Genomic DNA, 15,742 nt, shown 5'->3' with positions numbered 1-15,742 from the left:
ACCGGATATACTATCTGTTATTGTAAATAATAAGAAAACACAGTTATCCTAGAATATGAATATTCCTGTAGCATGTCAAATATACAGCTAATTTGCAGTTATGGGAATGCTTATCGTCTGACCGGAGGACTACTTATTAAACCTCCTCTATCAACTTTTTATATCTTATTAAAGCCTCAATATAATAATAGTCTGCATAATTAATGGCAGCATCCACCTCTGATTTGTTTGGCCAATGTCCTACCGAATGTAGAAGGAATGAAGGTTTTGATTCTCTGCTTTGGAATTTGTCAGAAGAAAGCTCTATAAGCATATTTACTGCTGCATCTTTATATTCTTTTGCTTTTTGTGAATCATCTTCCAGTTGTGATAACTCAAGTAATCCCGAAGCGACTATAGCCGCCGCTGAAGCATCCCGCGGTTCATTCGGTATATTAGGAGCGTCGAAATCCCAATATGGTACAAATTCGTCTTTTGGAAGACGGCTTAGATATAAGTCAGTCACTTTTTCTGCAAAGCGCAGGAATTTCTTATCCTGTGTTTCACGATATACCATTGCGTAGCCGTATATAGCCCAGGCTTGTCCCCTTGCCCATAATGTGCTATCAGCATAACCCTGATGAGTTACACCCTTAATAAAATTCCCTGAGATAGTATCATAAACAGCCACATGGTAATTTCCTCCATCCTCACGGAAATTATATTTCATCGTTGTTTCGGCGTGTTTTGTAGCAATATCGTAAAGCCTCTTGCTGCCTCCGTTTTTGGCTGCCCAATACAACATTTCCAGATTGATCATGTTATCCATAATGGTATTGTGTGGCCAATTATTGGGTTCTACTTCACGAGGCCATGACAATATTGTTCCCACCTTTGGATTGAACAGGATCGCAAGTGTATCAGCTGCATTAAGAATAATCTGTTTATATTTTTCGTTTCCGGTCAGACGATAAGCATTCCCATAACTGCAAAATATCTGGAATCCGAGATCATGGTCATAAACGGGAAGCTTGGTCAAAGGTTCCAGCAAATCGGTGTAATATGTGGCCACATCTGCATCTGCCGTATTTCCTGTGTTCTCGTAATTATACCAGAGTATACCTGGCCAGAACCCGACTGTCCATTCACTAATCTCAATTGGTACAAGCTTCCATTGAGTAAGGCTATCCATAATATTACGCGGCATCATCTGCTTACCGGATATTTCGGATAACGTCCTTTCTATTTGTGTATTACAATAGGTTAGGTTTTTATCAACATCAAAATTGTTTGATGTATCGTTCTGAGAACAGGATAACAGTAATATTGAAGAACTGATCCCTAAAATGACATTTCTTAATTTCATATATCTTATATTTTATTTTTTCATTTTTCAACTCTGAACCAGTCTACATCTATCCAGGAACGCTGCGTGTTTGGTGTTTTATTCATAATAAACATACCTGTTTTAGCTCCTATCCATTTGCCCTGACGTGCAGTAAATTGTTCACCTATGTTTTGATACTTCTTTCCGTCCGTACTATATGAGAAAGTGCATATTGCTCCGTCTCTTACCTGTACGCGGAAATAGAATTCTGTATTTTCAAGTTTAGTCTGGTAATTATATTTTATCTCTGTTTTCAGGTTTTTCAGAGGAACTCTGGCTATTTCTTTTTCGGGTGTTTTCTGTTCGACATCCTTACAGACAATCTGTTCCACTTCATAGCCTGTTGTTGCTTTTACTAGTGCTATATAGGAATAATCCCATCCCATCATTATCAATCCGGCTTTGTCTCCCTCATTCTGTAATACTGCCGTTACTTTCATTGTGGCTGTAAGTTCAGGTGCAGTCGGTTTCTGCATCAACAGGTTCGGTATATCCCAGAAGTTAGTATAGTTTTCAGGATAATATTGGCCATACATCCGGTAATATCCGAGATTGGAAGCATAGCCCCATGTCTGTTTGGGATTAGCATGCCACGACCATTGTAAGCTTAGTTTCGGGCTATTAAACTCATCGCTCTCCTGTGGAGTTTCTATCGGATAGGTTTTTCCTACATTCGGCTTCTTATATGTTAGTACAGGCTCACCGCAGTAACCTTTATCATTAATACCCATTACAGGCCAGCCGTCTTTCCATGTAACTGGTTGCAGATGGATAATACGTCCATATGCTCCCTTATCCTGAAAATGCATAAACCACCATTCGCCCGTTTGTGTTTCAACCAACCCTCCCTGATGTGGTCCGTTGATATTAGTACTTCCTTGATGTAGCACTTTCTTCATTTCATATGGGCCATATACATTTTTTGAGCGAAGAGCTATTTGCCAGCCCATTTCCACTCCTCCGGCTGGAGCCAGCAGATAATAATAACCATCTTTCTTATAGAACTTACCGCCTTCGGTTGTATGATTTCCCTGTAACAGCCCGTCATAAATAAGGCTTTCTCCACTTATCGTTTTTGTGCCGTCTCCATTCAGTTCGCAAAGAGTCATTACACTGTTCATATTGGCACGACTGCCCGCCCACGCATGAGTCAGGTACACTTTTCCATCATCATCGAATAGTGGACTCGGGTCTATCCTGCCTTTACCCGGAAGTACAAGGATTGGTTTATCCCATTTGCCCAGTATATCTTTTGTCTTGACTACGTAAATACCGAAATCGGGATCGCCCCAATAAATTATATATTCACCTTTATGATAGCGGATACAGGGAGCCCAGACGCCTTTGCCATGTTGTGCTTTGTCAAAGAAATTTTGTGGTTCTACTCCTCCAAGATATAAATCGTGCAGGGCATAGTTGACTATTTTCCAGTTAACCAAATCCTTTGAGTGAAGGATAGGTAATCCTGGTACACAGTTGAAACTGGACGCAGTCATATAATAGTCATCACCCACGCGTATTATATCCGGATCGGAATAGTCGGCATAAAGAACCGGATTTTTATATGTCCCATCGCCTTGGTCGGAAACCCAAACCTGTGATTTATATTGAGCGTGAGTAGTAAGGCTGATAATCAACCCCAATATGATGGTCAGTTCTCTCATAGCTTGATCTTTTGATATGTTGTCTTATCCTTTTTGATTTCCTTTCCTCCCGCTCTTATTATAGTGACAGGTTTGTTACACGTGAAATAGTATTCTCCATTTTTATATTCGAGTATTACATTTGATTTTTCATTCGCTTCGATGGTAAAGCCTTTCCCCTGAATAAGTGTGCCATTACCCAAGAATAGCGTAAAATCCTTATTATTCTCACTTATCACGGCATAAGTTCCATTAGCAGCCATGTTGTTGTAAGACACATCCTCATCCTTTATTGAAGAGAATATATAATCCGTCCTTCCTGATTTACTTTTTACTATTAATCCTACAAAGTCAGGAGAAACACCAGCGACATCAAACGATTCTATCGACTGGATAGATTTTCCTTCTTTTTCCGTAGTTGGTTCGAATATGGAAACAAACTGATGGTTCCATGCCTCGCCATGTTGACGGGCAGCAATAGTCAGATAAGGCGATTTATTTACCTCATACGGAAAATCATTATTATTGCGAAAAGCTTTGCATGGTGGAGCTTTAATGGAAAATACCTCGCGCCCTTCCTGTCCTTTCATCCATAGGTTCATATAAATATTATTACCATCAGGAAAGCTCATTTTCCAAATTGCCTGATAGTCCTCGTTTGTTTTTGCAGACTTCTTATCCCACATATAGTCGAGGGCAAACAGATGTCCTCCGGCAAAAGCCATTTCATCACTAGGCTGCAAATTAAGATTTTCACCTTTCATATTTTGGATAAAAAGTTCCTGTCCTAAATTATGGTAGAAATAGTCGTGAAACTTATCTCCACTGCGTTGTTTCTTCGAACGGAAAATATCCACATAATAGCCTGTCGTTTCACCTGTGCTGATAATGCTTAACAAACGGTTCTGATCGCTGCGGCTTTCGGGTTCTAAGAAATAGACATCCGAATATGTTATATCAGGATAATAACCTTCCTTTTGGTTCGATTCGGGATAACAGCTAAGTAAATCAAATGGATGATTACTTAGCATTTCCGGATATTTCGAGATACCGTCTACCATTACCGTATTATGGGCAGGGAATTGCGAGTAATATTCCAGATAGGGTTTTTCGAAATAAGATGAGCCAATGCCCGATTCTGCACCTAGTATATAACCTTTACCGTATAGTTCCATCGCTACGCCGTTACTATGGGCATGGTTGCCATAGGAGGCATATTGCGATATCATCATACCGTTTTGCTTGTCATCGTATTTATTACGTTGTACAAACCAGCTTACATTCGGAGCATAAAATGTTTGTGTGATATAATCACCAGGTTTGCCTTTTTCTATATTCTTATCCAACACAAGCGGCTTGCTGGTAAAGAACGATGCAACCTGTGGGGCTAGCTTCTGTGCACCGGTGTTTTGTTGTTCTGCATTTGGCTCAAACAACTTGTACATTCTGGTAAACAATACCTCTTTATCCTTATTGCCATGCTTTTGTGCCATACGGACCATATCGCTCATCGCTTCTGTATTAATACCTCCATAATATGTATCACCAAAGGCTGTTATCTGCTTATTGGGGAACAAGTATTGAGGAAGCATTTCCACCGCTTTTTCCATTACAGGCATATATGGTAATAAATTCTGATTGAAAGTATTATCATAATCACGGATAAAATTAGTCAGGTCTTTGGTTACTCCCTGTGCATATCCGGGACATTCGTTCCATATGCCTGTATTGTAGTCGTAGCCGTATTTCATAAAGTCGGTCAGTGACCATTGACGGGCGGATGTCTTATTCAATATATAGTCGATATAATATTCGCGTCCTTTGCCGTCTGTATAGTTCTTATTATCTTCTAAAACCATTGCCACTTTAAGTATAAACTTTGATTTATGAAGGTTCCAATTGTTATGGGGTACGCCATTTTTTATACTCAGGTCTATCCATTTTTTTAATGTAGAGTCATACATGCCCATCTTATCACTATGTTTTGTTTTTACATAAGGATGAATAAAATCATAGAGATAAGCTAGTTCATTGAGAATACGTTCCTGTATTACTTCGAATGTGGAAAGTCCTGCTAAAGTATTGGCATGACCGTTACCCAGATCGATGGGTTCTGTGCGATAGAACATACCTGTCATATAGGTATCAAACAGATCGAAAGCAAATTTGGCGTATTTTTCATCATCAGTAATCCAATATATAAAAGCCGCATCCTTACCGATTCGCATAATTTCTTCATTAACGCTTTCGATACTTCCACCCGATACATTCGATTGATCAACCCATTCCAATGGATTACCCTCTTTTGATGTATTACGAAAATAGACACCTTTGGTATCGTCCATATAAGGAATGACATCTTCTATCTTTGGCCGGCTGAAAGATGAACTTATCCCACGTGTGCTACCGAAACGGACAGTAGGAACAGGCGCTTTGCCCTCGGCATGGGAATAAGCTCCACCATTGATATATACCTGTGTAGCATGGCTTTTCCAGTACATCATCAGTCGTGAATAAAGCCAGTCGGGTTCTTTTTGTGTTTTCTCTACATAGGGATTTATCCTGTCTAAAATCCCTTGCATTACCTCTTTTGCCCATGCTTCTTCTTTTAGCTGCTTTTGTAAAACAGTCTTATAGTCCGGTGTAGTCATCAAGCGGGGATGAGACTGAGGCAGATTCTCAGGTAATGGTATTTGCTGTGCCGATAAACCCGGATAAACAAATAAGATGAAAATGACTAGAATTAGATATTTCATTTTTTCGTTTTTTTTATTTAAAGCGAATATTCCTGATAAACTCATTGTGACGGAAATAATCCAGATTAGTAATCTTCTTTCCATTTATAGTTACATTCTCAAATGTCACATCTTTTATTATCTGATCTTTAGTTAATCCTTCAAGTACACATAAGCTTTCATTCGTACCATTGTAGGATATATTGCGGAATGTAACGTTTTCTATTCCCCGTCCGGGTTGTTTGTCATATTTCTCATTGAAACGGACTTTTATATACAACAACCGTCCTTCCTGTATATTTTCCACCCTGATGTCTTCACACAATATATTTCGTACCAGATTACGATCGCCGGCATCGATAGAAATACAACCCTGATAAGGAGGATCGTCTTCATCATGCTCTAAAATATCCACATTGCGGATCGTTATATTCTCCATAACCTCGCCGGGATCATTGTCAGGATCTCCATGACCTCCCATATTTATAGGGTGGGCTATATCTGCCCATAAGGTGGAATTCTGTAATGTAATGTTACTGCTCCCCCCATAAAAATCCCATCTGTGATTATACAAGGCTATACAATCATCGCTATTACGCATAAAAACATTATCGATCAATACATCCCGACAACACATCATATCGATACCGTCGCTCCATCCCTGATTGCTAAACGATCTGAAATTACGAATAGTTATTCCCGATGATTGTCCGCCTGCAATCGAATAGTGGCGAGGATTGATAGCTATTATATCATGAACTTCCACGTTTTTGGAGAAGTTGATAGCAATCCCTTGTGTAGGTTCCAGAAGAAAACCTCGTCCACATATCTGCACGTTTTCTACATTCTCACAGAGTAGTTTTCCTTTCAGCACTGCACCACTTTCCATATATAGAGTGGTATTCGATGGTATTTTGAAAACCCCTTTATCTTCTTCGGCCGGTGTATGTAATCCAGCCTTAAAATACATGACTCCTTCCGCATCTTCTTTAGGCTTATTTGTTTCAAGGGGGTTTGTGAAAATATGCAGATTACTGAGACGGTCTCCATTAAATTCTACCGACAGGTTTTGAGGGGTGTCAAGTGTAAAAATTATGACATTATCATTTATTTGTGGTATTACACCTTTCGATAGCGGACGAATGACGGCTTTATTAATATCTCCGTTATTCTTTTGCACTTTGACCTCAACAACACCGTTAAAGTCAAAATAAACCATCGATGCATTGGATTTCGTATCCATATCCACTTTTACATTGTACTCATACAGGTCTGTCCACTCACGGTCTCCGGGCACACGCACCTGCACGGTATAATCGTCGTTATGCATTCCGTAATACAATTCTTTTGGTACAGAATGAGTAACAATCTGCGTGCAAACGTGGTTGTTTACAAATATAATTAAGAGTAATAGTACAAATGATGATGTCTTTTTCATATTTTATTTTAATAAATCCCAATAAACTACATAACGCTGGTGATGAATCTTATAGATAGGTTCTAAACGAACATTTTCTTTTTCTACAGAAAAGGCTAAAGGACTCCCTGCAAGCGGTTTGATATATTGTTCCAGATTCTTTTTATTAAGACTTAATTCTGTTTTTATACTTACAGGAACATTATAGTCGTAAGTATAGTAATCATTATACAACATAGGATTTGAGAATGGCGCAGGGGCTTTCATTCCTTCCGTACCCATTGTGCCTGCAAGGACAAGAGGCCCGTACATCACAGCAGCTTTATCAGGGTTGTCGTTAGTTTCTGCCAGATACAGATTCATTGGATAATTTACCTCTATTTGATCCCCATCCTTCCAAGTTCTGTCAATTGAGATATAACTCGATTGGGTTTGTTTTATGTTTATTTTCTTCCCGTTGACTTTTACCGCCACATTCTTTGCCCACTCGGGATAGCGTAGGTAAACTGGCATTTTGATATTCTTATCTGTTGATATAGTAAGCCTTACATTTCCATTTTCAGGAAAATCTGTTTCCTGTTTTACTTTTACACCTTTTTCGTTCCAGGTCAGTTCTGATGGAATAAAGAGGTTTACATACAATCCATTGTTGTCGTGGTAGTAAATAGCTTCTCCATATTTTGCATGATTTTCAAAACCTGTACCGACACAGCACCAGAAAGAGTTTTCAGGTGTGCTGTATACCTTATGCGCTCCGGGAAGCAATGGCAGGAAGTAAGCGACCATTCCCGACTGAGGGTCTTGTTGACCGAGAATATGATTATATAATGCCCTTTCATAATAATCTGCATATTTCGGATCAGCATCCCAGCAGAACAAATGTCGAGTAAGTTTTAGCATATTGTTTGTATTGCATGTTTCCTGTGTATAGCCCGTCAGGTTTTTGGAAATGCTGTCGGAGTGAATGAACTTTTCTTTATGGCTGTTTCCTCCTGTGCAATAAGTTTGATGGTCTATAACTGTATTCCAGAAAAAGTTAGCTATGTCTTTAGACCGTTCGCTACTATGCAGTTCGTAATTTCGGGCTTCACCTATTACTTTTGGTATGAATGTATTGGCATGTTTGAAATAAAGGTCGGCTTTATGTTCTGCTAATGGATCGATAACAGCAGCATGATAAAAGAATTCGGCTAATTTTTTATGTTCTGAATTTCCGGTTATTGCATACAGATTATAGAAAGCCTCATTAATGCCTCCAAATTCGTTGCGGAGCATTATTGTATGTTGTTCTTCACTAAGCGGCATTAGTTTCTGATATGCCCATGAAGCGGCTTTTTGCATAATTTCGAGTGCATCTTTGTTGTCACAATAAAGATACTGGTCGATAAGCCCTGCATAAACTTTATGCAGTGTATACCACGGCGCCCAAACGCTTTTTCCTGCTATATTACGATTGATAAGGTTTTCAGGGTAAGCACTTATATACCCTTTCTGCCCATTTTCTATCAGGACTTCTTGTACTTCTGCCAGTCCTTTCACAATACTGTCTGACTTTATTTTATACCTTTCATCTCCGGTAGAGGCAAAGAGGTAGGCTAATCCGGATAATATGTGTCCTGTGGAGTGTCCGCGAAGTTCGCAGTCGAGAGATTCCCATCCTCCTAGTTTTTTTACAGTCATATAACCGCCTTCGCGTCCGGCATAAGCCCCTGCCGTATTGCGGAAACTGTGAAGAAGCCTGTCTACACCGAGTGATAATATCCATTTGGATTCGCGTTCCATATTTTGACGAAAAGGAGAATCAAGTAGGCGAACGTCTTTCAGGTCGAAACTATAGGCTTTGACCTCGCCGTTCAGTGGCTGTTTGATCTTTCCTTTATGCTGACCGGGATAGACGGATTGAGCAGTTAATGTAGAACAGCAAAAAAGGGATAACAATGTTATATAAATTATTTTCATGCTTATAGTATCTGATTTGTCTTATATGCTTTATACTTCTTCAAATCCTCTCTTGTCGCAGGAGTGAAATGGATAGCACACCCGCCGCTTGCTTTCAGTTGGAATTGCAGGTTGGTTGCATTATCTACTATCAGCCGGGTTATCCTTACTTTGGTTTTAGTTTCTATTTTATCATCATCAGTATAGATATTAGCTACATATTTCTTTCCTGCATCCAGAAAAGACAGGGGAGTCACAATACTGTGTGCATCATTATTACCTATGGTGCCTAAAAACCAATCCTGAGCACTGCGACGGGCAATCGTTACAGACTCCCCTATATCTCCTGCTATAACTTTCGTGTCATCCCATACTGTTTTTACCTTATCGAAAAATTCTATTTCAGGTTCTCCTGTATATGCCGATGGCTGATCGTACCAGTACATGAACTGCAACGGGCTGTAATATACTGCCGCCATAGCCAATTGATGTGCATGCGTTGTTTTTATCCTGTTATCATAGTAACAAATTGTATAATCTCCTGCACCTGCAAGAAAACGTGTAAACGGCAATATCGTATTACTTGTAGCATCCGGAAATTCTTCATTGCCCCGAATACCTTCCTGTGTCATCAGGTTAGGATAAGTACGGCTGAAACCTGTCGGACGGTACTCGTCATGGATATCGACCAACATCTCATATTCCGCACATTTCTTTACGGCATCGTGAAGCCATGTACTCCAATGCTGGTTACCGATCTGAACAAAACCAAATTTTATACCTTTTATTCCCCATTTTTTATAGAGCGGTAATATTTCATCCAATTGCTGAACAAGTGCGCGCTGATTTACATATACCATCAGCCCGATTCCTTTTGATGCTGCATATGCAGTCAATGCAGGAATATCAAAATCCCTGTTCTCTGCCACCTTTGTAGCATCCGAACTCATACTTATTTCAGGGCCATACCAACCGGCATCTATATGAATATATTGAAGTCCGCGTTCGGCAGCAAAGTCGACACATTTTTTAGCATCTTCCTGAGTCATTTTAGCGACACGAATGACTTTCCCCGGCTTAATCCATGAAGTATCTTTTATCTTGTTTTCAGGATTAAGGTTTAATATTATATCATTGTTTGCAATTAAATCAATTGCCTTTTCAGCCGCCATGATTACACGCCAAGGAGTATTGTACGGAGTAATTATATCAACTGAACTATATAATGAAGCTTGCAATGTATTAGCTTTTTTATCACTCAAACGGAATTTCATACGGGCATAGTCAATCATCCCAGCTTCGGCAAGGGCTACAGTAAGCCCATTTTGCAGTTTCATTGTTAATGGACGCTCACACTCATCTCTCCAATTCTTTAGAGGTAAGAATGAGTATGGCCCCTGTGCCCAACGCTCATAATATGCCATTGTTCCTTCGGGTAACGTAAACTGTGTTTGTTCGCCAACTATATGAAGAAACAATCCATTAGTGGCCTCTGGGAAATGATAACGGAAAGCAACTCCTTCATCATAAGCGCGGACTATAAAATTCATATGATAATAGCGCCTCCTGTCATAAGTATGTTCTTTTATTTCTTTGTGTTCAACTCCACCTTTTTGAAATTTCAGAGTCAATTCGTTGTAATGATCCTTAATTGTATTACGTTCACCGTATAAAGGTTTCCATGTATTATCTGTTGTGCGACTATTTTTATCAGTGAGAGTTAAGTTTTCACCCCATATTTTGCAGGAATCATTTTGAATGCCTAAAGCTGATTCAAACAACTGGTTTTCAATTAATACTCCCAGTTCCGATTCTTCTATTACAGTTTTGTTATTATAAGAGAGAGTATAATACATTTGTTTTTCCCCGCCGGAAAACTCTTTCTGATAAACTTCGAATATGTATTTTCCATCGGGTGATGTTATTTGCGAACGGGTAGAATCAATAACTTTCTGTGCAGAAAGAATATTGCAGAAAAAAGATGTGATAATTAATAAAGAAAAATACTTTTTTAAGTTTCTCATATTTTGATTGTTTTGATTAAAGGATAATTATTGCCCGGCGATAACTATATAAATTAGGGCTGCCATTGTCGTTTACCTGAAGTATGACATGAAGGGTATCACCTTTCGCATTTGACAAATCAACTTCTGTTGTCATCCCATTTTCGTTGCATAATACGGCTCCGTCCACATTTCCTGCTTCCGGATAAATCCACCATTTTATATCTATATCGTCTTTATCGGGATCGGAAGTACCTGTTGCCGATAATAGTATTTTTTGTTTTCCTTCTGTTTTTATATACAACACATCCTTTGTATGGTCGCCATTTAAAATAACAACCGGATTATGGTTTGCCTTTTCGTATGTATTTGCAATACACCAATCCATTCTGGCTGCAAAATCATATTGAAAATGATCGCGCCAACGCCAGATTGTTGTTCCGTTAGATGTATAAGTTTTCCCTGCATCATATTCGACGGTATCGCGGCTATCTTTATTACTTGTCCAGATTGGTCTGGTCTCCCCGTATGCCTGATAAAGCTTATAACGGCCGCCCCAGCCTCCATAATCAGGGCTTATATTCCAACCCAAACCATTATTTATCAAGCCGAAGAAAGACGGTGTATCTCCTTCCATCTGAACAGCCGTTGGTGGGTAACATTCTCCTAAAGCTCCGTGATTTTTCATTATATTTTTTCCCAGCCAAGGGCTATCAACCAAATCGAAGTGATATAATACTCCTGATCTATTATGACGGTCTCCTGCAATTCCATTCCATGTAGCTGAATAATACTGCTGAAAATCAGGATTAGAAGGGTCTACAATATAAAAAAGAGAAGGGAATTCTTTACGTATCCACTGGCCTGCATCATCTTGGTCTGAAATCGAATATACTTTTAATTGAGAAACAAGAACACTCAATTCCTCTTCATTTAATTCGCTGCGGGCATCCAATAACGCCTGAGCCAGCGTGTTAGCACCTCCCCATAATAGCACCCACAGAGGACGAGTATCTTTTTTCTTCGCCGCTTCAATCAATAATCTTGAACCAGTAGTTGATTTACCTATTCCAACAGCATCCAACCCATAAGTTGGTTGCCCTGTGCAAGTTACCGCCTCCAATTCTTTTTGAGTTGGAAATCCTGCGGCATGCTTCGACAAATTGCGGTGAACTAACCCATAAGCGGCCAATTGTCTTCTAATCAAATCTTCCCTTGTGTCTTTTTTCAACCAACAGGATGTTGTGGCAACCAAACCCTCAATATCAAACTCATTGCTATATACTAACAGACGCACTAATGATTGTTCGTCATCGGGTTCATTATTGATATCGGTCAGTATGAAAACACGGGGTTTTAAAATATTATCTTGTGAGTACACATTAAAAGTTCCCGACATAATGTAAAGAAATAATATAAATACTATATTCTTCATTTTGCTAAAGTATAGATATTCAGTCATATTTATTATCCTACATTGTCTCATATCCACGGCCATTTTGTTTCATTTTCACTTTATACCTGTTTTTTCTTATATAAAAACTTCTTTCAACAGCCTCAGCCGTTTTATATTTACCTTCTATTCCGTATTGCCATGCTACAACTGTCACTTTTACAGGGTATTTGGCTCGCGGCGGTATTTTGGTTATTATAAGTTTATCTTTAATAATCTCAGCAGGTCCTTCTTTTACATAGTAACAGACAGGTAATCCACTATCAGACTTAGCTTCGAGTGTTACTTCTTTTGAGTTTTTCGATATATTATCTATCGGATTAAATAATATATTCTGTGCTTTCCCTTCTTTTATTGGGTAAGGGATTCGGATATTGAGTTGCTGAACCGAACTCTTATATTCTTTATCTCCTTCATGATGTGCAATAAGCCATATATCGCCTGTACGCTTAGGGTTGTTCAAACCCATACGATAAAAACAGACCGTGAAAGTTGTATCATTTATTTTTTGAACCGGGCCGCATATACGGTCGATCTTTATATTTTCTTTTTTTGAATGATTTTCTGCTACAGAACTACGTAGTGAATCTGTGAATATAGCCGCCAGATGAAATATCAATCCATCCTGTTCGGGTTTGAATCTCACATTGTAATTGGCATGTGACTTTTCTCCGAATGGCAATAATATTCCATCCTGCACGATACCTATATATTGCGCTTTCTTGCCTCTTGCTTTCTCATAATATCTTTCTGTAAGAGTTGCTATTTCCTGGTCGAAATACCAGAAAGCGTCATGACGATCACCTTTATACTCTGGATATGGAGCGGTATCGGCTCTTCTTTCCTGATCCGGATGCCAGCGGTCTGCCAGCCAGCCTTTTTGCGGGTCTATCGGCTTCAATTTTATTGGTCTATCATTCGGTATTGTTTCCGGTAAGCGGAATTTGGCTGCTTTTCTGATAAATAATGCCAGATATTCTATCAGCATATCTGAATGATCGAAATGCCCGTGTCCTGCATCGGCAAGGAGCGAAACCGGGGCTTCCGGATAATTTTTCTTGTAAATTATGGCTGGATCAAGACGGTCTTCCCACCACTCGTATTCACCCATAACCATTAGTCCGGGTATACCGTTGGTATTGCGATTCTGCCAGTCTAGGTTCGGACGCCCGCAACCGGTGAGGTTAGTTTTAGGAGCGTCGCCGTGTACAGACAGTATTGCTAAAGTTCTTTCAGGATTCCATGCCGCAAAGTTCCATGGAAAGGACGCATAGGCAGAATGTCCGACAGGTACTATCGGGGCGTATTTTATCTTTGTATAACCGGATACTTCGGCCAGGGATTCAAGCATTTCATCAAAAGCTGCCTGCGCACCTGTTGCTGTATCGAATAGCGGGTCTATTCCCGGTGTCACCCATATTTCGGCAAAACCAATCTCTGACATGGTTTTCCTAAAATCGGGGTGTTCCATAATACCTTCTTCCTGCATGTTGTGCATACCTACAACAATACCTCTTACCTGCTTACAGTCTGACGGTATCCAAAGGAAAGCACGGGGATGATCGTTTGTCTCATCCGATTTCATGCTCTTTATTTCTACAGACCATTGCCACTCGGCAGCAAATAAGCCTTTGACGAAAATAAAAAGTATAAGGAATAAGAGTATTTTTGTTTTCATGGTCTTTTTAATATAAACAAGGGGCAAGTCTTTCGGTGGAAAAGCCCCTTGTTTTATTTTCTATGAATTTATTGACGGTACATCATCAAAGTACCCCATCCCAATTGATCGAAAGCTCCACTGTTGCCACCATAACGGCTGTCGCCAGTTCCACCTTCCGGACGCATTTTGTCCGATAGTTGTTTGGCATATTTATAACCACTGCCTAATCCTTTTACATTAGCATAGTGATTATAAAGAATTTCCCATCCCGGACGCACACCTCCACGTCCCGTGTCATCAGCGACGGATGTATGTATAGCTCCATGGTTCTGATCCTTGCAACTACATCCTGTACAATATTTATATTCTTTGAAAGGCATTTTATCGGCAGTGATGAGCCATGAACCACTGGCATTGGCATTGTCTGTGCCATCTTTTAGGTTGAATAAAGCTGTATATTCTCCCATTTTCATCAATGCATTATCACTAGCCGCGAAAAAGTCCAGTTCGGCTACAGATTCGTTATCCTGATATAGCGTATAAGCCATTTGCGCAAGATTGGCCGCAACGGCAACTGTCATCGATGCATGTCCCTGATCGCGTCCGCTCTCCTGATTCTGGCAAAGAGTTTCACCCGAGTTTAGCGGATCGGTAAATGCTCCTTGTATCATATTTTTGAGACAGCCGTTTCCGGCACCATTATGAAAATAGTTGACCACATAATTGACCATATCATCGTCTTCGGTCAAGACACCAATAGACAGATATGAGCACAGATTCACCAAATCCCAGTTAGACCAGTAATGCAACGGACAATTATTTGCTCCCTGATGATTATCCAGAAAATCTTTATTCTTAGATGCGAAAACACGGACCATCCATGATTTGAATGTTGCCAGATCACTGGCTTTCCATCCTTCATAGTTTTGTAATATCTCAGCTGCATTGGCAAATGTGTAACCCTGGCAACCAGCAGCAAGCTTATGATTAGCGTCATTAGATGTCACTTCGGTACACGTTGCCGCCCAGTCGTTCAGTATTTTTACAGCTCCATCTGCATATTGATTATCACCTGTCAGTTTCCATAAGAGAGCTTTCTGATATGATGATGCAGCGTCACGCATGGCATAACTATAATTCTCCGAAGCGACACCGGTTCCGGTCACATCACCACGAACGATTTTCGTTTGCGGATTGTGTGCATAACCGGCCGCTGTATATACAGAGTTTTTTAGACTCTGGTACTCGTCTTTCACCGCCTGAGGTGCCGTGCCATTATCCAGCATCGATTTCACCCTGTCGAAGTCATCCTGATTGAACATGGCGCAGGGATGATTATATGTATATTGTGCTTCTACTGGCTTTTCCGGTTCTTCAGGTAAAGTCAGGTCTACAGTGCCATGTTTATTTTCCTGACAGGAAACCGACATTGCCAAGAGTAAGATGGCGCTTGCTGTTTTAATTAAATTCTTAATCATTATTTAGTTTCTTTTAAAGAACCTGTTAATAATGGAATCTTATCAACAG

General features: G+C 39.8%; 9 protein-coding genes. All 9 read right to left on the bottom strand.

The window, feature by feature from the left end; all coding sequences use genetic code 11:
• Window positions 1-136: 136 nt before the first annotated feature.
• A complete protein-coding gene (locus tag GGR21_RS00410; RefSeq protein ID WP_183305171.1) occupies window positions 137-1,345 on the bottom strand; it encodes a glycoside hydrolase family 88 protein in 1,209 nt (402 codons plus the stop codon).
• Window positions 1,346-1,365: 20 nt separating this feature from the next.
• A complete protein-coding gene (locus GGR21_RS00405) occupies window positions 1,366-3,030 on the bottom strand; it encodes a glycoside hydrolase family 43 protein (RefSeq protein ID WP_183305170.1) in 1,665 nt (554 codons plus the stop codon).
• Complete coding sequence (locus tag GGR21_RS00400; protein ID WP_183305169.1) at window positions 3,027-5,765, bottom strand: hypothetical protein; 2,739 nt, start codon at window positions 5,763-5,765, stop codon at window positions 3,027-3,029. The genes GGR21_RS00405 and GGR21_RS00400 overlap by 4 nt, the downstream gene beginning before the upstream one ends.
• Before the next feature lie 13 nt (window positions 5,766-5,778).
• Window positions 5,779-7,182, bottom strand: a complete 1,404-nt coding sequence (locus tag GGR21_RS00395; RefSeq protein ID WP_183305168.1) for a glycosyl hydrolase family 28 protein — start codon at window positions 7,180-7,182, stop codon at window positions 5,779-5,781.
• 3 nt (window positions 7,183-7,185) lie between these two features.
• Window positions 7,186-9,120 (bottom strand): glycoside hydrolase family 127 protein, encoded by a 1,935-nt coding sequence (locus GGR21_RS00390; protein ID WP_183305167.1) that lies wholly within the window; start codon window positions 9,118-9,120, stop codon window positions 7,186-7,188.
• 2 nt (window positions 9,121-9,122) lie between these two features.
• Window positions 9,123-11,123 carry a glycoside hydrolase family 97 protein gene (locus GGR21_RS00385; protein WP_183305166.1) on the bottom strand — a complete coding sequence of 667 codons (2,001 nt, stop codon included), beginning with the start codon at window positions 11,121-11,123 and terminating at the stop codon, window positions 9,123-9,125.
• A 16-nt stretch (window positions 11,124-11,139) separates the two neighbouring features.
• Window positions 11,140-12,537: a DUF1593 domain-containing protein gene (locus GGR21_RS00380; protein ID WP_183305165.1), complete on the bottom strand. Its 1,398-nt coding sequence runs from the start codon at window positions 12,535-12,537 to the stop codon at window positions 11,140-11,142.
• A 37-nt stretch (window positions 12,538-12,574) separates the two neighbouring features.
• Window positions 12,575-14,233 carry a hypothetical protein gene (locus GGR21_RS00375; RefSeq protein ID WP_183305164.1) on the bottom strand — a complete coding sequence of 553 codons (1,659 nt, stop codon included), beginning with the start codon at window positions 14,231-14,233 and terminating at the stop codon, window positions 12,575-12,577.
• 68 nt (window positions 14,234-14,301) lie between these two features.
• On the bottom strand, window positions 14,302-15,693 hold the full coding sequence (locus tag GGR21_RS00370) for an alginate lyase family protein (protein WP_183305163.1): 1,392 nt from the start codon (window positions 15,691-15,693) through the stop codon (window positions 14,302-14,304).
• Window positions 15,694-15,742 lie beyond the last annotated feature (49 nt).

This window comes from Dysgonomonas hofstadii (genome assembly GCF_014196915.1).
In the GTDB taxonomy this organism is placed as follows: Bacteria; Bacteroidota; Bacteroidia; order Bacteroidales; family Dysgonomonadaceae; genus Dysgonomonas; species Dysgonomonas hofstadii.
The sequence above is the reverse complement of the archived record's forward strand: the minus strand, read 5'-3'. Positions and strand labels throughout refer to the sequence as shown.